The 26,043-nt window shown below is 35.4% G+C and carries 24 protein-coding genes and 1 other RNA gene; 3 read left to right on the top strand and 22 right to left on the bottom strand.

Annotation, left to right across the window (positions count from 1 at the left end; genetic code table 11):
* Window positions 1-21: 21 nt before the first annotated feature.
* From TX86_RS04030 to TX86_RS27720, 8 genes are all read right to left on the bottom strand, one after another.
* The gene (locus TX86_RS04030) at window positions 22-1,545 is read right to left on the bottom strand and encodes a carboxypeptidase M32 (protein ID WP_042346485.1); all 1,524 of its coding nucleotides are present in this window, start codon (window positions 1,543-1,545) and stop codon (window positions 22-24) included.
* A 110-nt stretch (window positions 1,546-1,655) separates the two neighbouring features.
* A complete protein-coding gene (locus tag TX86_RS04025) occupies window positions 1,656-3,587 on the bottom strand; it encodes an ATP-dependent DNA helicase (RefSeq protein ID WP_042350144.1) in 1,932 nt (643 codons plus the stop codon).
* A gap of 81 nt (window positions 3,588-3,668) precedes the next feature.
* A complete protein-coding gene (locus TX86_RS26575; protein WP_154663044.1) occupies window positions 3,669-3,845 on the bottom strand; it encodes a hypothetical protein in 177 nt (58 codons plus the stop codon).
* A 69-nt stretch (window positions 3,846-3,914) separates the two neighbouring features.
* Window positions 3,915-5,066, bottom strand: coding sequence for a THUMP domain-containing class I SAM-dependent RNA methyltransferase (locus TX86_RS04020; protein WP_042346484.1), 1,152 nt, complete (start codon window positions 5,064-5,066; stop codon window positions 3,915-3,917).
* A gap of 177 nt (window positions 5,067-5,243) precedes the next feature.
* Window positions 5,244-5,633, bottom strand: an RNA gene (rnpB, locus tag TX86_RS26080) — RNase P RNA component class B.
* Window positions 5,634-5,742: 109 nt separating this feature from the next.
* A complete protein-coding gene (gene gpsB / locus TX86_RS04015) occupies window positions 5,743-6,054 on the bottom strand; it encodes a cell division regulator GpsB (protein ID WP_042346482.1) in 312 nt (103 codons plus the stop codon).
* A 131-nt stretch (window positions 6,055-6,185) separates the two neighbouring features.
* Window positions 6,186-6,746 (bottom strand): SLOG family protein, encoded by a 561-nt coding sequence (locus TX86_RS04010; RefSeq protein WP_042346481.1) that lies wholly within the window; start codon window positions 6,744-6,746, stop codon window positions 6,186-6,188.
* Window positions 6,747-6,846: 100 nt separating this feature from the next.
* Window positions 6,847-7,356 (bottom strand): CotD family spore coat protein, encoded by a 510-nt coding sequence (locus TX86_RS27720; RefSeq protein ID WP_439096718.1) that lies wholly within the window; start codon window positions 7,354-7,356, stop codon window positions 6,847-6,849.
* 411 nt (window positions 7,357-7,767) lie between these two features.
* Here TX86_RS27720 and TX86_RS04000 point away from each other — a divergent pair, with 411 nt between their 5' ends.
* Window positions 7,768-8,253 (top strand): Hsp20/alpha crystallin family protein, encoded by a 486-nt coding sequence (locus tag TX86_RS04000; RefSeq protein ID WP_042346478.1) that lies wholly within the window; start codon window positions 7,768-7,770, stop codon window positions 8,251-8,253.
* Window positions 8,254-8,377: 124 nt separating this feature from the next.
* Here TX86_RS04000 and TX86_RS03995 read toward each other — a convergent pair whose 3' ends face one another.
* The 4 genes from TX86_RS03995 to TX86_RS03980 form a co-directional block, all read right to left on the bottom strand.
* Window positions 8,378-8,959 carry a YppG family protein gene (locus TX86_RS03995; protein WP_052343526.1) on the bottom strand — a complete coding sequence of 194 codons (582 nt, stop codon included), beginning with the start codon at window positions 8,957-8,959 and terminating at the stop codon, window positions 8,378-8,380.
* A gap of 100 nt (window positions 8,960-9,059) precedes the next feature.
* Window positions 9,060-9,416: a DUF1798 family protein gene (locus tag TX86_RS03990; RefSeq protein WP_042346477.1), complete on the bottom strand. Its 357-nt coding sequence runs from the start codon at window positions 9,414-9,416 to the stop codon at window positions 9,060-9,062.
* A gap of 93 nt (window positions 9,417-9,509) precedes the next feature.
* Window positions 9,510-9,773 (bottom strand): hypothetical protein, encoded by a 264-nt coding sequence (locus TX86_RS03985; protein WP_042346475.1) that lies wholly within the window; start codon window positions 9,771-9,773, stop codon window positions 9,510-9,512.
* Between the two features lie 530 nt (window positions 9,774-10,303).
* Window positions 10,304-11,284: a DUF2515 family protein gene (locus TX86_RS03980; protein ID WP_042346473.1), complete on the bottom strand. Its 981-nt coding sequence runs from the start codon at window positions 11,282-11,284 to the stop codon at window positions 10,304-10,306.
* Between the two features lie 133 nt (window positions 11,285-11,417).
* On the opposite strand from TX86_RS03980, the gene recU reads away from it, so the two are divergent.
* The gene (recU, locus tag TX86_RS03975; protein ID WP_042346471.1) at window positions 11,418-12,032 is read left to right on the top strand and encodes a Holliday junction resolvase RecU; all 615 of its coding nucleotides are present in this window, start codon (window positions 11,418-11,420) and stop codon (window positions 12,030-12,032) included.
* 31 nt (window positions 12,033-12,063) lie between these two features.
* Window positions 12,064-14,847 (top strand): transglycosylase domain-containing protein, encoded by a 2,784-nt coding sequence (locus TX86_RS03970; protein ID WP_042346470.1) that lies wholly within the window; start codon window positions 12,064-12,066, stop codon window positions 14,845-14,847.
* Between the two features lie 37 nt (window positions 14,848-14,884).
* Here the strand turns inward: TX86_RS03970 and TX86_RS03965 are convergent, their stop codons facing one another.
* The 10 genes from TX86_RS03965 to panB form a co-directional block, all read right to left on the bottom strand.
* Window positions 14,885-15,436 carry a YpoC family protein gene (locus tag TX86_RS03965; RefSeq protein ID WP_042346467.1) on the bottom strand — a complete coding sequence of 184 codons (552 nt, stop codon included), beginning with the start codon at window positions 15,434-15,436 and terminating at the stop codon, window positions 14,885-14,887.
* Window positions 15,433-16,098 (bottom strand): endonuclease III, encoded by a 666-nt coding sequence (gene nth / locus TX86_RS03960; RefSeq protein WP_042346463.1) that lies wholly within the window; start codon window positions 16,096-16,098, stop codon window positions 15,433-15,435. The genes TX86_RS03965 and nth overlap by 4 nt, the downstream gene beginning before the upstream one ends.
* 40 nt (window positions 16,099-16,138) lie before the next feature.
* On the bottom strand, window positions 16,139-16,834 hold the full coding sequence (locus TX86_RS03955) for a DnaD domain-containing protein (RefSeq protein ID WP_042346461.1): 696 nt from the start codon (window positions 16,832-16,834) through the stop codon (window positions 16,139-16,141).
* Between the two features lie 323 nt (window positions 16,835-17,157).
* Window positions 17,158-18,450: an asparagine--tRNA ligase gene (asnS, locus tag TX86_RS03950; RefSeq protein WP_042346459.1), complete on the bottom strand. Its 1,293-nt coding sequence runs from the start codon at window positions 18,448-18,450 to the stop codon at window positions 17,158-17,160.
* A 186-nt stretch (window positions 18,451-18,636) separates the two neighbouring features.
* Window positions 18,637-19,821, bottom strand: coding sequence for a pyridoxal phosphate-dependent aminotransferase (locus TX86_RS03945; protein ID WP_042346457.1), 1,185 nt, complete (start codon window positions 19,819-19,821; stop codon window positions 18,637-18,639).
* Window positions 19,822-19,838: 17 nt separating this feature from the next.
* Window positions 19,839-20,303 carry a cell wall elongation regulator TseB-like domain-containing protein gene (locus tag TX86_RS03940; RefSeq protein ID WP_154663043.1) on the bottom strand — a complete coding sequence of 155 codons (465 nt, stop codon included), beginning with the start codon at window positions 20,301-20,303 and terminating at the stop codon, window positions 19,839-19,841.
* Window positions 20,304-20,640: 337 nt separating this feature from the next.
* Window positions 20,641-23,436 carry an ATP-dependent DNA helicase DinG gene (gene dinG / locus TX86_RS03935; RefSeq protein WP_042346453.1) on the bottom strand — a complete coding sequence of 932 codons (2,796 nt, stop codon included), beginning with the start codon at window positions 23,434-23,436 and terminating at the stop codon, window positions 20,641-20,643.
* Between the two features lie 129 nt (window positions 23,437-23,565).
* Window positions 23,566-23,952: an aspartate 1-decarboxylase gene (gene panD / locus TX86_RS03930; RefSeq protein WP_042346450.1), complete on the bottom strand. Its 387-nt coding sequence runs from the start codon at window positions 23,950-23,952 to the stop codon at window positions 23,566-23,568.
* A gap of 41 nt (window positions 23,953-23,993) precedes the next feature.
* A complete protein-coding gene (gene panC, locus TX86_RS03925) occupies window positions 23,994-24,839 on the bottom strand; it encodes a pantoate--beta-alanine ligase (RefSeq protein ID WP_042346448.1) in 846 nt (281 codons plus the stop codon).
* Entirely contained in the window at window positions 24,839-25,672 is an 834-nt protein-coding gene (gene panB, locus TX86_RS03920) for a 3-methyl-2-oxobutanoate hydroxymethyltransferase (protein ID WP_042346447.1), read from the bottom strand. The genes panC and panB overlap by 1 nt, the downstream gene beginning before the upstream one ends.
* Window positions 25,673-26,043 lie beyond the last annotated feature (371 nt).

Genomic DNA, 26,043 nt, shown 5'->3' with positions numbered 1-26,043 from the left:
TTATACTTAGCTTTTCTTGATTTATTCTTCTAATTGATATATCGCACTATATTTCTTCTTCAAATAATCAATTAAATATTGTACATTTAATCCTTCACCCGTAATATCATGCACTAGTTCTAATGGGTCTTTTAGTTTTCCATATTGATGAATTTTTTCATTCAACCAAGATTTGATTGGCGTTATATCTCCACTTTCTAAAATTTCATCAAAATTAGGGAAATCTTGTAGCATAGCATGTTTAAATTGTGATGCATACATATAACCTAATGCATAAGATGGGAAATAGCCAAAGCTTCCACCTGCCCAGTGAACATCTTGGAGTACCCCTTCTCCATCATTACTTGGTTCAATGCCTAAGTATTCTTTATACTTCTCATTCCAAATTTGTGGAAGTTGACCTACTTCAATCTCGCCATTAAATAATGCCTTTTCAATTTCGTAACGAACCATGATGTGAAGTGGGTATGTTAACTCATCTGCTTCGATTCGAATAAGTGAAGGCTTAGAAGCATTAATCGCACGATAATACTCTTCTAACGTTACATATTTAAATTGTGAGGGCGCATATTGTTGTAAAAGAGAATAATTTTGCTTCCAGAAACCATAATTTCGACCAACTAAACTTTCAAAGAATAATGATTGTGATTCATGAATTCCCATTGATGTACCTGTTGCAAGCATAGTTCCATCTAAATCTTTAGAAATATTCTGTTCATAGATAGCATGTCCACATTCATGAATCGTTCCAAAGATAGCTTGTTGAAAATCATGTTCCTCATATTTTGTAGTGATACGAACATCACCCGAATTCATAGTAATTTCAAATGGATGTACTGTCTCATCTAGTCGACCTGCATCAAAGTCATATTGTAATTGCTTTAATATTTCCAAACTAAATTTCTCTTGCTGTTCTTTTGAGAAATAGTCATATAAGAAATCAACATTAGGCTTATGATCGCTCGCTGCGATTTTCTGAACAAGCGGAACAATTTCATTGCGTAGCTTTCCAAAGACATCATCAAGAATCTCAACTGTCATACCTGGTTCATATAAGTCGAGCAAAGTATCATACTTATTCTTTTCATATCCCCAATATTCGATAAATTTACGGTTATAATCAACGATTTTTTCTAGATATGGCTGAAATAGTGCAAAATCAGACTTTTCCTTTGCCTCTTCCCATACACTTTCCGCTTTCGTTACTAAAATATTATATTGAGTATATTCCTCTTGAGGGATCTTTTTATTTCGGTCATAATCCTTTTGACACTCTTGAACTAATTTTTTCACTTTTGGTGAAAGATTAGTAAATACTTCTGGCTTCGTAAGTTCTTCTATGTAGTTTTTCATATCATTACTAGTTGATAATATAAATACTTCCTCTGATAACATACCAATAACTTCAGATCGTTGTGGTACACCTTTTTTCGGAGCTCCTGTACGCAAATCCCAGTAGATGAGATTAAGCGCCTCTTCATACGCGACAATTTTCTTAACTAGTTGCAAAAAATTCTCTTCTGTTGTTCTCACTTCATTTGTCATATTCATACCTCCTCTATTACTTTCATTTTAGCATACTACATTGTAAAGCAAAAAAGCTCTTAGAAAAAGAATTCTTTTCCTAAGAGCTTGTCTATTTATGACACGAAAAATTAGTTTTTCACTTCTGGTGTAACTGGTAATACGTCTTTAATTGCTTCAAGCACTTTTGCATCTAACTGCTTGTCTATAAAAATTTGAACTTGGCCACTATCATTAATTGTACGAATAAGTCTACCAATACCTTGGCGTAAACGAAGAATCATATATGGTAAATCTACTTCTGTGAAAGGATTTTTCACTGCTTGTCGCTTCGCTTGGAACACTGGATCGTTCGGAGGGAATGGCAAGCCATAAATGATTACATTATTTAACGATTGTCCTGGAATATCTAAGCCTTCCCACATATGATGTGAGCATAGTACAGATGTTTCATCACTTTGGAATCTCTTTACCGTTTTACTCATTTCCTCGTCGCCTTCAAAATACACAGGGAAATCAAGTTTCGTTTGCTCCATATGTGAACGGAATGCTTTCATCTCTTCTAATGATGGGAAAAGTACTAGAGTACTTCCGTTATTCTCTTGAATACTATTAAGAACGGCTTCATTCTTTTGTTGTACTTCATCATTAGCATAAGCTGATAAGCTGATTTTCATCACTTCATCATAATCAAACGGTGAAGCTACAGTGAAGCTACTATAATTCTCGATTCCTAAACTCTTAGCAATATAATCAAAAGAACCATTTTCAGAAAGAGTTGCTGATGAGAAAATAAATGGCATGTCTTTTGCAAATACTTCTTTGGATAGAATATCGCTAACTAAACGTGGCATGATTACTAGAGAGCAATTTGTCTCATCTTTCTCTAGCCATACTACTGCATTATTACCTTTCGAGAATAATGATAAAGAATATGAAATTTGCTCTAAATATTCTTCACTACCTTTTAAGCTATATTCGTCAATAGTATGCAACTCGGCTTCAAATACTAATGCTTCTAAAATATTCTCAACCTGTTCACGTAACTTCATCGCTTTCGTTTGAATGCTAGCAACAGATTGTAATTCATATCTATGTGAGCCCGGAATTTGTTTGCTATTCTCATGAAGAGCATCAAAGAACGTCTCATTGTAATAGATTGTGTCTTCAATTGTATTTAATGTTTCTTCACGCATATCGTTTGCTAAAAGGGATGTTAAGACATCACTAATCATATTCTCAGCAATTTTGTATGTTAAGCCTTTTTGTGCAGAAAACTCTAATAAATGCCCTTCATCAAAAACAACTGCGCTATACTCAGGCAATAACGGTAATTGCCCTTCACGTTTACGAGATTCTTTCGTCCAAATATGTTCCATAAAGAAATCATGAGAACATACAATTAAATCAATCGCTTTACGATAATGATCTCTTGATAATGTTTGCCCACAGCGATGGCGTTTTTCACAAGAGAAGCAATTTTGTAATGAATCCCAACCAACTTTATTCCATTCTTCATCTGTCAGATACGAGTATTCCTTACGATCTCCATATACCTCAAACTTCGTTAAAGAAGAAGAATCATGGACGAAATCTGGCAAATCATCATGAAGTTGATCGATGTTTTCACTATCTTCTTTCATATATGCATAATCAAGTTTATTTAAACATACATATTGATCTCTTGATTTAGCTAAACGAACATCGATATCTAAGCCTAGCGCTTCAGAAATTTTGGCAATATCGCCTTCTTCTTTTACTAGCTGCTCAATCAATGTTTCATCTGCACATGAAATAATAGCAGGCTGATTGCGATAACGTGCGTAGCAAATTGCATAAAGCAAATATACGATTGTTTTACCTGTTCCAACGCCCGCTTCAGCAAAGATTGTTTGCTTCTCCTTAAATGCTTTTTCTAATTGATAAGCCATGAAGATTTGTTCATCACGCTCTTCAAAGCCTTTCTCTGGTAAAATGTCATAAAAAACGTCACCAATCCACTCGGATAATTTATCATAAAATCCTTCATCTTTAGATATCGTAAACGGAAGTGTTTTCAGCATAACTCTTTCCTTTCCTGCTCTCATATATATACATTCTCAAAAGAAAAATTGGCATAGTGTCCTTGCCAATTTCAACTTTTGCTATTCATACGATTTTTTCTGGAGATAGTATGACAATGCAGCTGATAAATCAGTATGTGCTTGAGTCAACTGCTCCATACCTTTATTGTCTAACTGCTCTTCTTGTTCTAATTGTTCATACGAATATAATAACGCCTTTTGAATCAATTGAAATTCACTCAGCATAAAATCATCCATTACATAACTCTCCTTTTTTTGCAATATGAATACATCCTATGCAAAAACAAAGAGAATTATGTAGTCATCTTATTTTTCTGCTCGCTTCGGTCTTTTACCCCAATACTGATAGAAATCTGTACGGATAAAACCATTAAACAGCTTACGTTTCTTCGTCGCTGGCTTACCGTATAGCTTCTCAAAGCCCTCATATGACGTTAGCATGTAAACAGACCATGTTTCATATTGACCAAACACACGACCCATATCTCGATACATCTTCTCAATAGTTGGTTGATCAGAAAGTCGCTCCCCATACGGTGGATTACCTACGATAACACCATTTTGTTCAAATTTCTCATTAATTGTCACATCGCTTACCTGCATTTGCTTGAAGTTAATTAAATCTCCAAACCCTGCTTCTAGCGCATTTTTCTTAGCAATTTCAATCATTTTATGATCAATATCATAACCTGAAATATTGAGTGGTTGATCATAATTTGCTTTTTCATCTGCTTCGTCTCTTACTTTGTCCCAAATGGTAGCTGGCATCCAAGGCCATTGTTCTGAAACAAACTCACGGTTAAAGCCTGGTGCAATATTTTGTCCAATCATTGCCGCTTCAATCGGAATTGTACCAGAACCACAGAAAGGATCAATGAATGGACGATCAGGATTCCATTTCGTTAACAGTACAAGTGCTGCAGCCATCGTTTCTTTTAATGGTGCTCCACCTTGCCCTACTCGATAACCTCGCTTATGAAGACCTACTCCAGAAGTATCTAATGTAAGTGTAGCTACATCTTTTAGTAAGGAAACTTCCAACTTGAATAAAGGACCATCCTCCTTAAATCTAGCAACTCTTTTATATGCTACTTTTAGTCGTTCTACTATCGCTTTTTTTACGATAGCTTGACAGTCTGAAACAGAGAAAAGCTTTGACTTCACAGATTTACCTGAAACTGGAAATTCCCCATCTTCCGTAATATACTTTTCCCATGGAAGTGCTTTTGTTTTTTGAAATAATTCTTCAAAAGTGAACGCTTTGAATGAACCTATTTCAATTTTGACGCGATCAGCCGTTCTGAGCCACATGTTAGCACGTGCGATGGCTGTTTCGTCACCTTTAAAAATAACTTTCCCATTATCAACTTTACATTCATATCCTAAATCTCTTACTTCTTGTGCTACAAGAGCCTCTAGCCCCATTGCAGCCGTTGCAATTATCGTATATTGTGCCATTACATCACCTTTTACTTATTTTAACAGTTCACTTCATCACATTGAAGAAACTTATATTATTAGTCATTATCATCATTTCATTATATATTATGCACTAACCATTATAACAACAAAGACTCTCCTCTTAAAGGAGAGTCTACGATTGAAAATGTAAATTTTACATTATTTTTGATAACGCTCTGTAAGCCATGTTTTGTTCCTCCGTACTTCTAGCGACCACGCATGATCTCGTACTAAAGGCGGCAATCATCTATCTACAGGCTACTGCCTGTCCTTTACCTCGTTCATTTCCGAGGTGTAAGGTGCCCCTACCTAAATTTGGGTTTCTCACTCGTGGGGTTTACCCGTTCCACCCTCTTCATTTCTGAAAAGGCTTCGTCACTGTGGCACTTTTATAGGGTTGTACCATATCCTGTAACAGGACTTAGGTAGTTTCCCGGCCGTCAGCCTTCAAGGCTGCCCTAGCTTATTTTTTCACTAGGCACGAACACTACAAGCATCTCAGCTTGTGCGAGCATGGACTTTCCTCTACAATTCATTAAATGAATGCAGCGATTACCCGAACGTCATCAAAAGATAACATCACCTATTATATTGTGTCTTTGACAATTTTACAATGGGATTTTACAATTTTTTATTATTCTACACAAAAAAATTTCATTTCATACCAAAAAACCTATTCGTAAAGCTTATTACCGAAAACATGTTTTTCTAAATTAGACAATCTTTTTAGAATATCAAAGTTCGTTGTTCCTGGAGCAGCTTGTTGATAAGAAGCTGTAGGACGACTTTGAGTATCTTCTGCCTTCTTGCGCAGCTTTAAGTTCTCTTGTCTTAATTCTTCAATTTCTTGATGAAATGTTTCATAATCACGAATTACTAAGTCCAGGAATTGATCTACATCTTCTGGTCTATAACCACGCATTCCTGTTTTAAATTCTTTTTCTAATATATCTTTTGCTGTCAATTTTATTTTATCCGATAGCATCAGGATTCACCTCAATACATACGCCATTCATTAGCTTTTCTATTATTTTTTCAAAAAGAGTAAACTTTGTCAATTTATCTTACGAAATTAATTAAAATATTTCTTTATTCTTGACTAAATTCACATATTTGTTAATCATTTAAATAATCCATAGACGCTGCTTCAATATACTGTTGTAGCTCATAGAAGTCCATTTGCATAATTTGATAATCATGCTTTTCTTGATAGCGCTTTGATTCATTATAGAAATATTTTACGCTTCCTTCTTGTTCTTCATCGTAAACAATAAGCAGCCCATCAGATTTAGCTAAAAGAAATTGATCTCTATTCTTAAACTGCATTGGATTTACATATTTTTGCTTAGATATAGCTTCTACAAAATCCGCTTGAGATAATATGTAATGATAATATTCTTGATTTTTTTCATTCCAATTACTTTCTTGTTCCAAAAAAGGGGGCGTCACAGCTAAATGTAATTCAGGATATTCTTTTCGAATATTTATAACAGCCTCTCCTGCCCATAATTCCACGCCGAGTTGACCTGTAATAATCACCCATTCAAGACCTTCTTCTACAAGTTGAAGAAGTCGCTTTTCGATAGCTTTCTTAATGAAGTTAGCTTCGTTGGAATTATTATTAAATATACCCAGTTCAAAGTTTTTATATCCTGTAACAAATAACACTTTTAACATAATTGCTCCTTTATTTCAAAAATAGTTTAGGTATTTGCAATTGTCCAAAAGTGTAACATAAAGTAACAACGAAAGAAAGGGCTGATACTCAGCCCTTGTTTTAACAGCAAAATGGTCGTGGTGGCGGACAACATGGTGGTGGTGGACAACATGTTGGCATTGGTGGCATACCTCCACAAATTACTTGTTGGTTACAGCATCGGTTCACAACAGATTGAGTTTGCGGGAAGTAGTGTTGATGTTGGAATACGTGGTCATTCACTGTTGTTGTATGTGTTGGATGCACATGTGGAACAATGTGCTTAAAAATATTCTTATTGACAACATTGTTTGTAGGGCTCACATTTGCAGGCATTACTTGAGTTGGACCGATATTTGCAGGGTTTACTTGTGTAGGACCACCAAAGCCGCCGCCTGGGAATCCACCAAAGCCACCCATTCCAGGCCCCATTGTAGCTGGACTTACTTGTGTTGGAAAGCCACCCATTCCCATTCCAGGGCCCATTGTAGCTGGACTTACTTGTGTTGGAAAGCCACCCATTCCGCCTCCTGCCATAATCGGGCTAGTGTTAGGTGTAGCGCACATACCATGATATTTTTTATCCATCATAGTGTCCCCTCTTTCATCATAGTTTTAACTTACATTAACAGACTATGAATTCAAAAAGGCACATGTACTAGTCAAAAGACCTATTTATTATAAAAAAGCATAGAAGTTATCCTTTAATACTGTAAACATTACTACTGTTAAACAAACAACTAAGAAAAACAAAAACAGAATCATTTTTTGCATGCTTTTTACCTCGCTCACATTCACAAATTACGTTTCTCACATTTGTACATTCTACACGTTCTTTCTAGCCTCAACAATATTTATTTTCTTATCAATTTCTTAATAATTTCTTAAGTCATGGAATAGTACCCGCTCTCTATAATTGGGAACCTCTTAAACTTGTCCTACATACACTTATAAGTATAAGAAGAAACACCATATAACCTCGGAATGAAAGGAGAGAAAATAATGTCTACTGATAAAAAAATGAATCACCTACCTTCAAGGCGTAATAGAAATGATACTTTCTCTGATTTTATATCCAATATCGATCAACTCTTTAGTGGAAAACCTATAGGCGGTGCACTACAATCAATGGACAGTTTCTTTCACAATTCCACCATGAACAGAAGCTTTCCTATTGAAATGACAGAAGAACACGATTCCTATATTGTGCGAGCAAAACTTGCCGGTATAAAACAACAACAAATTAATATTGAAGCATACAATCAATCGTTAATGATCACTGTTCATAATTATGAACAGTCCCATCAACATGACAAAAATGGCAAAACCCTTAGTCAAAAGCAAGCATTTCAAACCGTTTCAAGAAGTGTTACATTCGTTAAACCAATAAACGACCAAGGGATTATTGCACAACATAATGATGGATTACTAGAAGTAGTCGTTCCAAAAATTAAAGGAAAAGAAGTAAAATTCATCAACGCTAAATAAAACACATCTAAAGTAAGCATTAGTCACGTGCTTACTTTTTTATTTCATTATTTCAAAATAACAAAAGAGGGTATCTAATTTGATTTCTTTAGATACCCTCTTTTGTTATAAAATGATTAGTCAATTATGTTGCTTTGAAGAAACCTCCAAGCCCTTTAAACATACTTCCCACCTGGTTTACCGTTCCCATCATTTGTCCAGCCGTATTCATCATTTTAGTAACATCCATCGAACCATCCTGAGTTTTAAATTGATTCATGATAGATTGAAAGCCAGATGGTTGTTGCTTTTGCATAAATGCTTGCTTCGGATATGGATTCGGATATTGAGTAGCTAGCTGTTGCTGCACTTTAGGCGAGTGTAAAGGATTGGCAAATGGCGAAGGTTTCGCTCCTGCCATCGGAGGAGCTGCTGCTGGTTGTTGATAGCCCATTTGAGGCTGAGGCATCGGAATATGCCCTCCGTTAAACATCCCCTGTCCATATGGTTGCATATTCCCCTGCATTGGATGAGGATACATTTGAGGCTGCATTTGTTGCATCTCTTGTGGTGGAAACATTCCTTCTTGATAATATGGCATTGATTGCGGGAAGTTAGCTGGGCCATACATATTATAAGGCTCTCCCATTGGTGGATATGGCTCATCATATCGACTGTCATAGTAGAATTGTGGCATTTGTCCCATCATTGGAAAGGGTCTCATCATGTCAGCTCCCTTCTTTCTACATCATCATTATTCCCTGTAATATATGCGAAAACCTCCTATGTTGTGATATTAGCCACAAACCATTCAGGAGGTTTCCCTTCTAGACTAATTGCCTTTCAATTGTTTTTAAAAGAAATTTAGTTGATTGATAATAACTTTTAAAACGACTATAACTCGTAGAATATTGGAATGCTTGTACACTTAAAGTACAAATATTGTCTACAACCTGTTCAACTTGTCGCTCACCTTGAATATAAGCTTCATTATTCTCTATTACTTGTTGAATTGATTCATACCATTTTTGAGCACGGTCACGAACGCTATTTGCATAAGGCTCCACATCCTTATAAAAATCAGCCTCTTCTTTCGTAAGGCGAACTTTTTCGTATTTCTCATTTATATCATCAAGTAATTTATTTAATTCTTTTGTGTATAATAACGCTTCTTCTCTTGTCATTTTATTCACTCCATCTTTCAAACTTGTTTACCAATATACGTGATATCTACGATAAACTCAAAAAAAATAGCGTCACTTAGACGCAAATACATGTTAATAACTAAATTCTGGTTTAATTGTCATTACCTGATTATGAGATTCCCCCTCTACATTCACGAATTGTTTCAATAAAAATTCCCGCTCTACATCTCGATAATCACTTACTACTTGCGATACCTTTTTCCGTTGCTTGGTGATTAGATTTTCTTTCTCTAACTGAACGGACATAACTACTTTTTCTTCTATTACATCTAATTGCAAATTCATATATTGAATCATCGCTTCTAATTCAAATGGCGTAACTAATTCTTTCTTCATTATTTTCCCCCTCATTCCATATTGGTTTTTTGTAATAATTCTATACATCCCTATCATTACCTTCCTTATAGACAAAACTAGAAGAATATCGGCAAAAAAAGTAGGTCTAATAGTTGATTCGACAAAATACTATGCATGATTTCACAACGCATAGGCAGACTATCGTTAGGAGGTGTTCACTATGGGTAGAAATGATTCCAAAGAACAAGAACTAAAAGAAAAGAAAAATACAACTACAAAAGCTGGGCAAGGAAATCCGAAACTAGATCGACCAGACCGTCCAGCTACTTGAGAAAAGCGGAAGTGCCTCTGTTAGCTTCGTATGGATTGGAGCCCTCCGAATGAGATATAGGAAACACGAAGAGACGTTAGTCCATTCGATGTTGACTTATCGTAAGGAGGTTGGCGAAATCCACTAGAAGCTGGGCACTGGAGCTGAACAATAGAAAAACCGGCACTGGTCTTTTTTGATTGATGCCATTACTTCAAATTTAAAAGGTCTGATGCCTTAGAGGGCTCAGACCTTTTCCTTATTCATCACTTAAATTCCATATTGAATTGAGTAAACGGAATTGCTTTTGCTTTTTTTCATACCATTTCGTTATATTGATATTCTTTGGTTTGCTAACGTTTCTAACCCATTTACTCTTCACCTTTTGCGTTTGTTCCCAATCGCCTTTTTCCACACTACTTAAATCAATGACCGGATAAACTGTTCGCAAATACGGTGTTTCTCTCTGCTTTCGATACGGAAAATACTGTTCGTAATCTTCTCTTGAACCAGTATGTTCTGTCTTAGCAGCAAATTGATAAAAATGAGGAAATAGTTCGGATGAAAATAAAATATTCGCTAATACTTTACCTAGATAAATTCGCTCATCAAGTTTCCTAAAACTGTGAGCGGAAGCCCCGTATAATTCACCACGAACAGTTGGAAATAATACCGCGCTAAAATGCAGCAAATCTTGAAATAAAAAAATATGAGATTGAAAAACCTTCTTTTGAAAAAAAGCGCCCTCTATAATCGGCTTTTGCACGACATTTTGTTCATTAATGATAAGTGATGTCATCAGTCGATTTTCATTTCTTTCTTTCCAAAACAACTCCCATTCTTTACACATAAAGTAAGACGTTGAAAAATATTTATTTAAGTGAAACAAAGATGTACTTGTTTTCGTCGAATAATGATAGAGCAATAATTGAGGGAAAGCGTCTTTAAAAATTAAAAAGTTCGTCGTTTCGTAAGTAAGAAACAACTCTTTTCTAAAGTGAGGCGGTAATGTTTTCGGTAAGATTGCACCTTCAAGGTCACACATATTCCAACCAGCGTTTCTTGAAACCATACTAGCTAGAAAAGCCCACTTAATTTCAGGATACATCTTAAAAAAAGTAAAATAAGCATTCGTTCGAGAGATATTATCTTTGTTATATTTCGTTGTATAGTTCATAATAATTGAAATTAAATCTTGCTGATGTGTTTTATTGCTTTCTAATGGAGAAAATGTGAGCATTCGTACTACCTCTTTCTATCTAAAAAACAAAAAGTGTATAATCATACTATTAGGGTGAAGTGATTCCAATTATTTTATACTACATTTCATTTCCATTTCTGTTATCATAGATGAGGGGTCAGGGGGTAGAAGAATGGTCTTTCATTATCCGAATGGTAAAAAATTCGTAGCTGTGAACCAAAGACAAAACAATCAAGTAACAGCTAAACAACAGATTAATTACAGTAATCGTGGTATGACTTTAGAAGAAGATCTAAATGAAACGAACGAATATTATCTTGCTCATAATATTGCAGTAGTTCATAAGAAGCCTACACCCGTGCAAATTGTAGATGTTCATTATCCAAAAAGAAGTGCTGCTGTCATTAAAGAAGCATACTTCAAACAAGCTTCCACCACGGATTATAATGGTGTATACCGTGGAAAATATTTAGATTTTGAAGCAAAGGAAACGAAGAATAAAACTTCATTTCCATTACAAAACTTCCATGAACATCAAATACAACATATGGAACAAGTGCTAAGGCAACAAGGTTTAGCATTTATTATCATGAGTTTTTCCTCCACTGGAGAAATCTTCATTATGGAAGCTCTTCATTTAATCCAATTTTGGAATCGAATGAAGAATGGTGGAAGAAAATCTATTACAAAAAAAGAAGTAGAACTTACTTCATATAAAATCTCGATTGGCTTTCAACCTAGAATTGACTACTTAAAAGTAGTTGACCAACTCATAGAGAAAGCATAAAAGGTTGTCAAGAAAGGCAGGTTAGCTTTAAATGGCTGATAATTTTCAAACCAGAGAAGAAAGACGAAAAAGTCAACAACAAAATAAAAAAAGCAGAAAAAGTAAAAAACCATCCAAGAAATCAACTAGCATATGGAAACGCATCTTACTAGTTTTCTCGATAATAGTTCTAGTCGGTATTATCGCAGGTGGAGCAACGTTTGCTTACTTTGTTAGCTCTGCTCCAAAATTAGACGAAGCACTCTTGAAGGACCCTGTTTCTTCAAAGATTTTCTATACAGATAAAGATGGTAATAAAAAATTCATTGAAGTCGGTAAAGAAAACCGAGATTATATTACCTTTGATAAAATCCCAAAGCAGGTTGTAGATGCGGTATTAGCAACAGAAGACTCTCGCTTCTACAAACACCATGGTGTCGACATCTTTCGTTTAGGTGGTGCGGTTATCGCTAACTTAACAGACGGATTTGGTTCACAAGGCGCTAGTACAATTACACAGCAGTTAGTAAAGCGTTCCTTCTTAACTGATGAGAAAACATTAAAGCGTAAAGCTCAAGAGCTTTGGTTATCATTTCAAATTGAAAGAAAATATTCGAAAGAAGAAATCTTTGAAATGTATATTAATAAAATCTTTTACGGTGCAAATGCCAATGGTATTGCCACTGCCGCTAGAACATATTTTGATAAGGACTTGAAAGACCTTACATTAGATGAAGCAGCTACACTAGCTGGTCTACCACAAAGTCCAAGTAGATACAATCCGTTTAATAATCCGGAGCGTGCAGAGAAAAGAAGAAATGTTGTACTTTCACTCATGAATCAACATGGCTATATTAGCGAAAGTGAAATGAAGGAAGCACAAAACATTTCAATTGAGAAAAGATTAATACCTGAGAATAAGCGTGGTAAAGACAATACTGATCCATATGATGCGTTCATTACTCAAGTAATTGAAGAAGTAGAAGAAAAAACAGATTATAATATTTTTACGGATGGTCTTGAAGTTTATACATCAATGGACCCTGAAGCACAAGAATATGTATACAATATGTTAAATACAAATGACGTTATTAACTACCCTAATGAAGATTTACAAGCAGGTGTCACATTACTCGATACTCAAACAGGTGAAATTAAAGCATTAGGTGGAGGAAGAAATAAAGGTGTTAAGCGTGGTCTTAACTATGCAACAAGTGTAGAAAGACAACCTGGTTCTACCATTAAACCAATCTTAGACTATGGTCCAGCAATTGAATACAAAAAATGGTCAACATACCAACAAATTGTGGATGAACCATATTCTTATAGTAACGGTACGAAAATTAACAACTATAACAATCGTTACCAAGGACAGATGTCCATTCGTCAAGCTTTAGCTAAATCATTAAATATCCCTGCTCTTAAAGCATTCCAAGCAGCTGGAAAAGATAATGCCCAAGAATTCGGTGAAAGACTTGGATTAGATTTCAAAGGAGAATTCGAAGAAGCATACAGCATCGGTGGTATGAAAACTGGTGTGTCTACACTGGAAATGGCAGGTGCTTATAGTGCATTTGGTAATGAAGGAATCTATATCGAACCACACGCTGTAACAAAAATTGTTCTCGGTGATAAAACAACTACTATTGATTTAAAACCAGAACCAAAAGTGGCAATGAAAGATTATACAGCCTTCATGGTTACAGATATGTTAAAAACCGCTGTTGAATCAGGAACAGGAACAGCTGCTAGAGTTCCAGGTCTTGATGTTGCAGGTAAAACTGGTACAACCAATTTCGATGAAAACATAAAAAGAAAATACAATATTCCTGATGGAGCTGTTCCAGATTCTTGGTTTGTTGGTTATACAACAAAATATACAGCAGCTATTTGGACAGGATATAAAGACAATAAAGACTATTTAGGTTCAGCATCACAGCAATTTGCGAAAAAAATGTTCAAAAGCTTAATGACAGAAGTATCAGAAGGTGTTCATACTAAAGACTTTAAGAAACCAAACAGCGTATCAAAAGTAGCTGTTGAAAAAGGTTCTAATCCTGCAAAAAAACCAGGAAAATTCACACCTGAATCAAATATCGTATATGAATATTTCGTAAAAGGCACTGAGCCAACTGCGGTTTCTGAGACATACAACAAGATGGAAGGACCTACTGGTTTCAATGTTGCTTATGACCCAGAAAAGAAAACTTTAAACTTAACTTGGAACTATAAAACAGAAGATGAACAACAAAAGCCTATGTTTGAACTAAAAGGAAGCATTGATGGTGGAGCTCAGACGGTCTTAACTACAACTGGTGATATGACATTTAGTATTGCTAATCCGACGCCTGGTAGTATCTATAAGTTCTCATTAACTGCTATTGTAGGAGATCAAAAAAGCGATCCTGCAACTGCTACAATTCAAATTCCTAAAGAAGATGACAAAAAGGATGAACAAGAACCAGAAGATACAGAGAATCCGGACGATAAAGATGATCAAAACAAACCAGATGATGGTGGTACTGTAACTCCTCCAGATAACGGTAATCAAAATCCTGTAACTCCTCCGGATAACGGTAATGGAGATAATAACGGTAATAACAACAATGGCAATGGCAATGGTAATAACGGAAGTAACAACAATGGTAACAGTAATGGAAATAACGGTAATAATAGCAATGGTAACGGCAATAGTAACGCTGGTGGCAATAACCAAGGTAATAACGGACAAACAAGTCCAAACAATGGCTCAGCTACTCAAAACAGCCTATTGCAAAGCATCATGTTTTACCGACCATTTACAAGTAACATCTTTTCCAATTTACACTTTTTCTAAGAAATAATTTAGAAAAACAAAAAACCGTCTTAAGCATTTAAGCTTGAGACGGTTTTTTTCGTACTACATTTTGTTTTTTGATTGTAATACGAGCGTACATCTTTTCTAGTTCAATCATAATCTGTTCTAACGCTTTAAATGATTGATATAAATTAGGTCGGGATAGAATAAAAGTCATTCTTTCCGTAAAATTGACTGGTACATGCTCTAATTGTTCAACATGTTTTTGCCAATCATTCAATATAATCGGCTGTTCATTCGCATAATACAAAGCAGCTAACGCATATTTTATGCTCACTTTCATATGCTGCGTAGCTTCTTTAGCAGCTCTCTTCGCATATAAATCAGCTAGTATAACTTGCTTTTCTTTCCACGCAAGCATAATGTCCGGTATCACTACTTCACTCTTTGTCCATGGCTGAAAGCTTTCTACACGATTAAAGTATAAGGCCTCGTAAAAACCAACGTTTAATGTAGCAATATCCCATTCCAAGTACTTGTCTACATTAACAGAAAGTGATTGTTCATTTAGAAAAAACAAATCACTCTGTAATTGAGTCGGCAATTCTACCTTTATCACATTCATCATACTGTTTCCACTTCTTTCTTACTTTTCAAACGTTTTTTTCCTTCACGACAAATATCATTTAAAGGGCATACGTGACATTGTGGATTTTGCGCTTTACAATGATAGCGACCGAAGAAAATCATTGTATGATGAGTTGAACACCATTCATCTTTCGGAACTTTTTTCATAAGTGTTTCTTCTACTTGTTGTACAGAATCTTTCCAACGACATATTCCTAACCGTTTGCTAACACGTTCCACATGAGTATCAACAGCGATTGCAGGTACTCCAAATGCCACAGAAACGACGACGTTAGCTGTTTTTCTCCCTACCCCTGGTAACTTAGTCAATTCATCACGATCACTTGGAACAACGCCATTAAAGTCCTCTAAGAGCATTTCAGATAGTTTTTGAATATTTTTCGCTTTATTTCTAAATAATCCAATCGAGCGAATATCTTGTTGCAATTCTTCAAGTGGAACACTTAAATAATCTTCAGGCGTTTTATATTTCTGAAATAATGTAGCTGTTACTTTGTTCACTAGCACATCAGTGCATTGTGCAGACAACGCAACTGCAATAACTAATTCAAAAGGATTTTCATGCACAAGCTCACAATGAGCATCTGGAAACATATCATGCATCGTATCAAGACAATGCCTTATTTGCGTTTTATTAAGCATTTAGACGTAACTCTCCTTTAACTCCCTACTTCTACTACTTTTAGTTTTCCAACCAATTATAGAACGGTACTTCTTTAACGGGTTGTTGCGCCTGTTTAGTACGATGTTGCTGTGTACGGAATTTTTCACCATACACTTTTGCTTTTTCTACCGTATTAATTCCGTTCTTCTTCCACTCAAATAAGATACGATCAATATAACGGAAGTTTAACTTCCCTGAAATTACAGCTTCTCGAAGCGCTGCTTGTATTACTTTACTATCATGATGATCATCATCAATCCACATTCCTAACGTTTCACATTCAAACGGAGATAATGGTCTACCAAATTCTTGTTCGAAAATGGAATACAAGCTTCTTTCTTCCTCTTCCTTATTAATCACAGTCTTCTTGTTTTGTTTCAACAAAAAATGTTCAATCATCTTCTTTTGCAATGGTACTAATGAATAAGTTTCACTATGTACCGATTCAGCAGATAATTGTTCATTAATTTCCAAGAAACCTTTCTGAATGAGCTTCCTTAAAATATTCATACATTCTATAGATGAAATCGACATTCTCTCACTAATTTCATTAGGAGTTGGGAAGTCATTTCCTTCTTTTTGAAAATGCTGTAAATGCATTAATAAGATTAACTCTTGTTCATTTAGGCCCATCTCTACGTAATGTACGAAAAGAAAAGAAGGAATCGTTACACTTCCCTCTTGGAGCCATAATAATAATTGGTCTTTAATCATTACGTAACACCTCTTTGAATAGTATATCATGAAAACTAAGAAAAACCGTCACCGGGCCTTTTTAATGAATGATTTTACTTCTCTGCTATTTCTCCCAATTAAAAAGGAGCCATGCGGCAGGCGTAAGACGAGCTGTTCTTGAAAACCCGCTTTTGGTTTTCAAAACAGATTGGCTTACGACCGAGTATGGCAGGTGAAAGGTTGGACAGCGCAAAACCGTCACGGGCCTTTTTCATTCTTGCATACATAGTGAAAGACCTTCAGTATATTGAAGGTCTTTCATGTTTAGTATAAGACAAATACCCTTAAAAAAGACTGCTATATTAAGGATATAAGCGGTTTAATAGACGTGGGAATGGAATTGTTTCACGAACATGTTCAACTCCACTAATCCACGCAACCGTTCTTTCTAATCCAAGTCCGAAACCTGAATGTGGCACAGAACCGTATTGACGTAATTCTAAATACCATTTGTATGCTTCTTCGTCTAAATTGTGGATTTCAATGTTATCTTTTAGCATATTATAATCATGAATACGCTCAGAACCACCGATAATCTCTCCGTAACCCTCTGGAGCAATTAAATCCGCACATAGAACAACATCATCACGGTTCGGATCTGGTTGCATGTAGAATGGCTTTAATGATTTTGGATAATGCGTGATGAATACAGGCTTATCATAATGCTCTGCAATAGCTGTTTCATGAGGAGCACCGAAGTCATCACCCCAAGAAATGTCATCAAATCCATTTTCATTTAAGAACTTAATCGCATCATCATAAGAAATACGTGGGAATGGTGCTTTAATGTTCTCAAGTTTCGTCACGTCACGATCTAATGTTTTTAATTCAACTGTACAATTTTTTAGAACTGCTTCAATAATATATTGTACATACTGCTCTTGCACTTCTAAGTTCTCTTTGAATTCAACAAATGCCATCTCAGGCTCAATCATCCAGAACTCAATTAAGTGACGTCTAGTTTTTGATTTCTCAGCACGGAATGTTGGCCCGAAAGAGAATACACGTCCTAACGCCATAGCAGCTGCTTCCATGTATAACTGACCGCTTTGAGAAAGATATGCATCTTCATCAAAATACTTCGTTGCGAACAATTCTGATGTACCCTCTGGTGCGCTACCTGTAAGAATTGGTGGGTCAACCTTTGAGAAGCCTTGCTCGTTGAAGAATTCATATGTCGCACGGATGATTTCATTACGAATCTTCATTACAGCGTGTTGACGCTTAGAGCGTAACCATAAATGACGATGATCCATTAAAAATTCAGTCCCGTGTGCTTTTGGAGTGATTGGATAATCTGTAGATTCATGAATAATTTCGATATCAGTAACAAGCAATTCATAGCCTAATACTGAACGCTCATCCTTTTGCACTTTACCAGTTACGTATAAAGAAGATTCTTGTGTAATACCTCTCGCCTTTTGGAAAAGCTCTTCTTCTACTTCCGCTTTAACGACAATACCTTGCATAAAGCCAGTACCGTCACGAAGTTGAAGAAATGCCATTTTCCCGCTTGAACGTTTGTTTGCAAGCCAACAGCCAATTGTTACTTCTTGATCAACATATTTATATACTTGTGAAATAGTTGTTTTCAATGTAATATTCCCTCCAAGTTTAACGAAAAACAATAAATTTAACTATTACATTATACCTTTCAAAACTTGTAACATCAACGTCTGTCACAGAGAATCCTTCACGCATTCAATTATTCATAATATTGCTATAATTATTTTTGTAGAATAGTAAAAGCTAAGCATGCGCTTAGCTTTTACTTATATGTCTTATTTCATTTTTAAATTTACGAATTTTGCAATACGTGCTACTGCTGCTTCAAGTAACTCTAATGAAGTTGCATAAGATAGACGAATATTATCTGGAGAACCAAAACCTGAACCAGGAATTACCGCTACAAGTGCTTCTTCTAATAATGCTTTCACAAAGTCATCCACATTTGCATAACCTGAAAGCTCAGCTGCTTCCTTCACATTCGGGAACAAGTAGAATGCACCTTGTGGTTTAATACATTTTATGCCAGGAATAGCAACTAGTTGATCATAAATAATATTTAATCTCTCTTCAAATGCTTTTCTCATTTCCTCAACAGGTTCTTGAGGTCCTTCATATGCTGCGATTGCACCATATTGTGCAGTTGTTGTTGGGTTTGATGTACTATGACTAGCTAAGTTAGTCATTGCTTTGATAATTGCTTCGTTACCAACAGCATAACCAATTCTCCATCCAGTCATACTATGTGATTTAGATACACCATTAATAATAATTGTATTTTCTTTTAATTCAGGAGAAATTTGAGCGATTGAAACATGCTCAGCATTACCATATAATAATTTTTCATAAATTTCATCAGAAACAATTAAAATATCATGTTTCAAACATACTTTACCAAGCGCTTCTAGCTCCTCGCGACTATAAACCATACCAGTTGGGTTACTTGGTGAGTTAATAATCACTGCTTTAGTTTTACTTGTAATAGCTTGTTCTAAAGCTTCTGGTGTAATTTTATATGAATTATCTTCCTTACCTTCTAAGTAAACTGGTACCCCATCAGCTAATTTTACTTGCTCTGGATAGCTTACCCAATATGGAATAGGGATGATTACTTCATCACCTTCATCTAAAATAGCTTGGAACAGCGTGTATAAAGCATGCTTAGCACCTGATCCAACAATAATTTCAGAAGCTTTATAATCAAGGTTTTGATCTTTTTTCAGCTTTGAAATAATCGCTTCTTTCAATTTAGGTAATCCTGCTGCAGGAGTATATTTTGTTTGTCCTTCATTCATTGAAGCTGTAGCTTGATCAATAATATGCTGAGGCGTATTAAAATCCGGCTCCCCTGCTCCAAGTCCAATGATATCAAGACCTTGAGCTTTCAATTCTTTCGCTTTAGCAGTAATTGCTAAAGTAGTTGATGGTGTAAGAGCTTGTACACGCTTTGCAAGTTTCATGTTAAAAATCCCCCTAATTAAATACCTTTAATTGTTGTCTTTCTTTTGTCACCTGTTACAAAATCATAATAATAATAATGTAAATTACCCTTTGCATCTTTAAAGGTGACTTCCCATAATGCAGATTTATTCTCCATACCAAGTTTTACAGAAATAATCTCTTCAGGATTATAGTTTTGTTTAACCAGATTAATTATTTCCTTCTCTGATTTACCTTCAGAATATTTCTTCTTAATAATGGTAGAGTTCTTATCCAACTTCTCTGGAATCCAAAGAACTTGGCTAATACCTTTGTCATCTTTCCCTACAACAACTGAATATACTTCTTTGCCGTGATATAAGTAAAAATCACTGACACTCTTCAAACCACCTTCATCCATAGCAATACTTACTGCTCGCTCTTCAGCGGTTTTCTTATCATGTATGCCCACTAATATACTAGCGATCACATAGCCTATCATAAGGAGTATAAGAATACTCACAGTTATTACCCATTTCTTCAATAAAACCACTCACTTCATGTTCGATAACTCGTAATGATTGCTTGTTCTTGGTCTTCCCTATCAAGAGCAAGAACAAACATTTTCTATTTTATGCATTTACTATTTACTTTTCATTCCATTTGCCTTCTGGGTAGGACCAGATAAACGAATAGACATATATAATTGTAAGAAATAATGATTTCTCACAATGACTCTTCAATATTATAACAGCTTTTTTGTTAGAAAAATAAATTTTTTAACAAAAAATTGTTATTCCATTGCAAGTATCTTTACATCCATTCTCGATATCTTCATATTCATAATTTGTTATATTACCTTATTGTAACCAAGTCTTAATAGAACGGTGGATAGAATTTAATTCTACTTCTTCTGTTTCAACATCAGGGATTGAACGAAGAAAATCTTGTCCATAATGCGTAGAAGTAATTCGTCTATCACACACGATAAAAACACCTTTATCTTCATTTGTTCGTATCAATCTACCAAAGCCTTGTCGAAACCTCATTATAGCTTCCGGTAAGGAATACTCTGCAAATGGATTGCCACCACGCTCTTTGATTTGCTTACAACGCGCTTCTAGCAACGGCTCAGTTGGCGGTGAGAATGGTAACCTAACTACTAGTAAGCATTGTAATGTATCACCAGGTAAATCTAATCCATCCCAAAAGCTAGCTGTGCCAAGGAGAATAGATTTATCATAGTTTTGGAAATGCTTAATAAGGCGTGACTTACTATTACTTGATATCCCTTGCGATAAGATATTAAAGTCTTGTAACACTTCACTCTGCTTTAAAAGATCATGTGTTATTTTCAACATGTCTTGTGCTGTAAATAAAACCAGCATACGTCCTTTAGAAGATACAGCTGCTTTTTCAATATATGCTGCAATATTATTTGCATATACTTCATTGCTTACTTTATTTACTTCTGGTATATCCGTTGGTACAAGTAATTTTACTTTTTCCTTATAATTAAATGGCGACGGAAATGAGTGAATTTTCATTTCATCATCAAACAACCCTAGTTTTTGCTTCATATAATCGAAAGACCCTTTAACCGACAATGTTGAAGATGTTAATACAACACTCTTTTGCTGTGAAAAGTATCTAAACCACATTTCACTACCACCTGATATCGGTTGTGAATATAAATATACATATTGACTCGGACTATTCTTACTCCATTCCAACCAATAGAGTACGGAATCCTTATTACGAGTAAAATACTCTCCTAATTGTTCCGCAACTTCACTAAGAAAGCCCGCAACGCTTTCAATCTCAGATAAATGGAATAGCTGTGTTTTCCCAGGAGAGCCATTTTGCATAATAGTTGCTACATCATTTTGAAGCATTGTACCCATTTCTTTAAAATGTTCACTCAATCTTTCTGCAAGCATAATTAATGGTCTAGCTTCATGTTGACGTTGAAATAACATCTGTAATGTAAGTGTATTCTTCGCATTTGATTCTTGAGCGACCTCTTGACATAATCGAGACAATAAATGAAAGAATTGTTCTAGTTCATATATCGCTTCTTGCAATAAACGGTCTAATCGTTTGTTTTTAACATTCGATTTACCCTTAACTTCATTCACCATACTATTCAATTTATACACTAATTGTTTTTGATCATGTATTCCAAGCTTATTTAACATCATTTTAATTGAAATATAATCGAGTGAAGAACCTAAATGTTTGGAAGCTGCATTTTCTAACTGATGCGCTTCATCAATTATTAATATCCCATCACTCATATTCGATGTTTTCTTCGAGAAATAGTCACTCATTAAATAGGCATGATTTGTTATCACAAGATCTGCTTCTTCTGCTAATATTCTTGCACGTTCATAAAAATCATACTTTTCCCACGAAGATTGATGTTCGTTCGCGAAATCTTTAGCATTTTGAAGTCTATCCCAGAAAAGCTCTCCACCACTTGTTAAATTCAATTCATCTTTGTCACCAGTCTCTGTTTGCAATAGCCATACGAGAATTTGCATTTTGGCAAGCGCACTATCATAATGGTCATCACGAGTTCGCAAAGCACGATCAAATTTTGCCAAGCTAATATAATTTGACCGACCTTTGATAACAGCAGTTCGAATGGAGAAAGGTAACATAGCACGAAGATTTGCTAATTCCTTATGAAGAAGCTGATTTTGCAATTCAATCGTATACGTACTAATCATAATCGATTGCTTGTTTTGAATCGCGTAATAAGCGGAAGGTACTAAATAACCTAATGTCTTACCTAGCCCAGTTCCTGCTTCAATCATCGCCAATTGATGATTGGATAAAGCTTGATATACAGCGTCCATCATAGCAAGCTGGTTATCCCTAATTTCTAAATTAGAGAAAGCCTTTTGTAACATATCAATCTTCTCTTTATCACTCTTAGGATATTCTATAGCGTAATTACGATTTTGTTCATTAGCACTATCCAGTTTCCTCATTGCAATCCCTTTATGTATAGATAAATAAGGATGATGAACTGGACTAACAGACATTCTTTCTTGCAAAATACGTGCTATTAATTCCGATATTTCGCTTTTTAACGAATAGGATAATCTATATAGTTGTTTTAAAGTAACAAGTGGTAATTGCGTTAATTCATCTATAAATAATAATAGCAGCTCTGCTGTTGCGTATGCATCACTATCAGCCTGATGTGGGCGGTCATGATTAAACCCTTCTTCTTTTGATAAATGTGATAACTTATAACTTGTAGCACTTGGTCGCATTATTTTTGCTAGTTCAACAGTATCGATTGTTGAACCGAAAAAGCCACCGTATCCACAATTAGTCAATTCATCTTGAAGAAAAGATAAATCAAATAAGACATTGTGAGCTACAAAACAAGAATCTTGAAGATACTTCATTATCTTAGGAGCAACTTCAGAGAAAAGTGGTGCATCACATACTAATTGATCATTAATACCTGTTAATTCTTCTATAAATGGTGTTATTGGTTGCTCAGGGTTTAAGAACGTAGAAAACTCATCTACAATTTGGTTATCTTCAATGACAACACAAGCAAATTGAATGATTTTATCTCCTTTTTTCACCGAGTTTCCTGTTGTTTCTAAATCCACCACGACATAACGATGAGTCATTACTGTACACCTCAAAATCTAAAACTAAAAAAGCTAACTACATGAATTGTAGCGTATATAATCCATCTTACATGATTATACAGTTACAATTCAATGTAGTCAGCTTCTTTCCTAACTTATTTACACGAATTAAACTAAAATTGTTGCTTCTGGCTCATAAGAGATCATTTCTTTAATTGTATTATCTGGACCCATAATCGCAATTTTTGGTTGGTGAGTCTTCACTTCTTCATTAGAAAGAACAGCATAAGAGATAATAATAACAATATCCCCTGGTTGCACAAGACGAGCCGCTGCACCATTTAAGCAAACAACTCCGCTTCCTCTTTCTCCAGGAATAATATATGTTTCAAGTCGAGCGCCATTGTTATTATTTACAATCGCTACTTTTTCATTTGGTAACATATCCACCGCATCAAGAATATCTTGATCGATTGTAATACTTCCAACATAATTCAAATTCGCTTCTGTTACTGTTGCACGATGGATTTTACCGTTCATCATTGTTCTAAACACCGTATGCTCCCCCAATTCCCTAGTAGGTTTCTATGTTAATATTAAATAGTAAAGATTATATTATCAATTAATCTAGCTGATTTGAAAGCTACGGCTAGAGCTATAATACATTGACCTTGTAATTCCTTAATTGGCTCAAGAGAAGGATAAGAATAGATTTCAATATAATCAATTTTCCCGTTTGTCGCTTTAGTTAAGTATTCGGTCATAAGTTTTCTTATAATCTCAGGGTTACGTTCGCCATCTTGGATGCTTGTTTTCGCTAACTGTAAACTTGCATTTAATTCTTTCGCTTCTTGTCTTTCTTCTTCTAATAAATAAACATTTCTTGAGCTTTTTGCTAATCCATCTTCTTCACGTACAATTTCAACACGCACAATTTCGACCGGAATATTCAAGTCGCTTACAAGTCCTTCTACGACTGCTACTTGCTGTGCGTCCTTTAAACCGAAATATGCACGATCAGGATGAACAATATTAAATAATTTCGTTAGTACTGTAGCTACTCCATCGAAGTGACCTGGTCTTGATGTACCACATAATACATTTGTTCGCTTCATTACTTTCACCGTAACGGACGGCTCTTCAGGATACATTTCTTGAACTGTAGGGAAGAAGATAAAATCAACATCATGATTCTTTGCGACTTGTTCATCACGGTCCATATCACGAGGATATTTATCTAAATCTTCATTAGCTCCAAATTGTAATGGATTAACAAAAATACTAAGTACAATTACATCATTATTGCGGCGAGCTTCAGATAACAATTTCTCATGACCTTCATGTAAATATCCCATCGTTGGTACAAAACCAATTTGTTTCCCTTCATTGCGTAAAGGTGCTAATTCATTCTGTAAGTCTTCGATTCTAGTAATAATTTTCATTATTTTCCTCCGTAAAGCGCTGAAATTTCATTTTCTTTCATCGTGAATGAATGCTCTTGTGCAGGGAACACAACATCCTTCACTTCATTTCTATATGACTTGATTGCCGAAAGAATATCTTCGTTTACATTACTATACGGTTTAACAAATTTAGGTAATCGCTCAACTCCAAATTGAATCACATCATGGAACACTAACACTTGTCCATCTGTTTCATTACCAGCACCAATTCCGATTGTAGGAATCGATAGTTCTTCTGTAATGATTCTTCCAACTTGATACGGTACACATTCTAATACGACCGCAATTGCTCCAGCTTCTTCACATTTCTTCGCATCTTGGATGAGTTTTTCAGCTGCTTCTGCATCTTTTCCTTGCACTTTGTACCCGCCAAGTACACCAACCGTTTGCGGCGTCAAACCTAAATGCGCAACAACTGGAACTCCAGCTTTCGTCAAAGCAGAAATTTTATATAGAACTTCGTCAGCTCCTTCTACTTTCACAGCGTCAGCTCCGCCTTCTTGCATAATTCGAGTAGCATTCTTTAAAGTTTCATCTATTGATAAATGATAGCTCATAAATGGCATATCAGTTACGGTAAAGGTATCTTTCGCACCACGCTTTACAGCTTTTGTATGATGAATCATGTCATCAACTGTAACAGGAATCGTTGAATCATAACCCAAAACAACCATTCCAAGGGAATCTCCAACTAGAATCATATCTACTTCTGCTTCTTCTGCTAACTTAGCAGAAGGATAATCATAAGCTGTTAACATGACGATTTTCTCTTTTTGTTCTTTCATCTTCAAAAACTGACTATAAAGCTTCATTATTATTCCTCCTTTTTGTTAGAGGAGATAAAACTTGGTGCAACAAAAAAATCCTTCTAAATACAGAAGGATTCCTTAACGTCGACATATGTTTCATCCCTCTGTCCCTGTCCATTATAGGATCTAGGCAGACTTTACTATAGCTTTTTTACTTGCTTGGTGGGTGCAGTTCAGTCCTGATACTGCCCAAATGTATTATACCAAAGCAAGCTAGTTTATAGCTATAGTAAATGTCGAAATTATGTAAACGTTTTTACCCCGTTCAAACTGGTGCTAAGACTCCCACTTCAACAAGGCAGTGAAGCCACATAGACGAGTAAGTGGGAGATCAAGCACCAGTAAGAACCCGATTGGTTCAACTAATAATCGGT

Source organism: Bacillus massiliigorillae (genome assembly GCF_000380245.2).
GTDB lineage: Bacteria > Bacillota > Bacilli > Bacillales > DSM-1321 > Bacillus_AD > Bacillus_AD massiliigorillae.
Note: the sequence above shows the minus strand (reverse complement) of the source record. Positions and strands in the feature narration are given on the sequence as shown.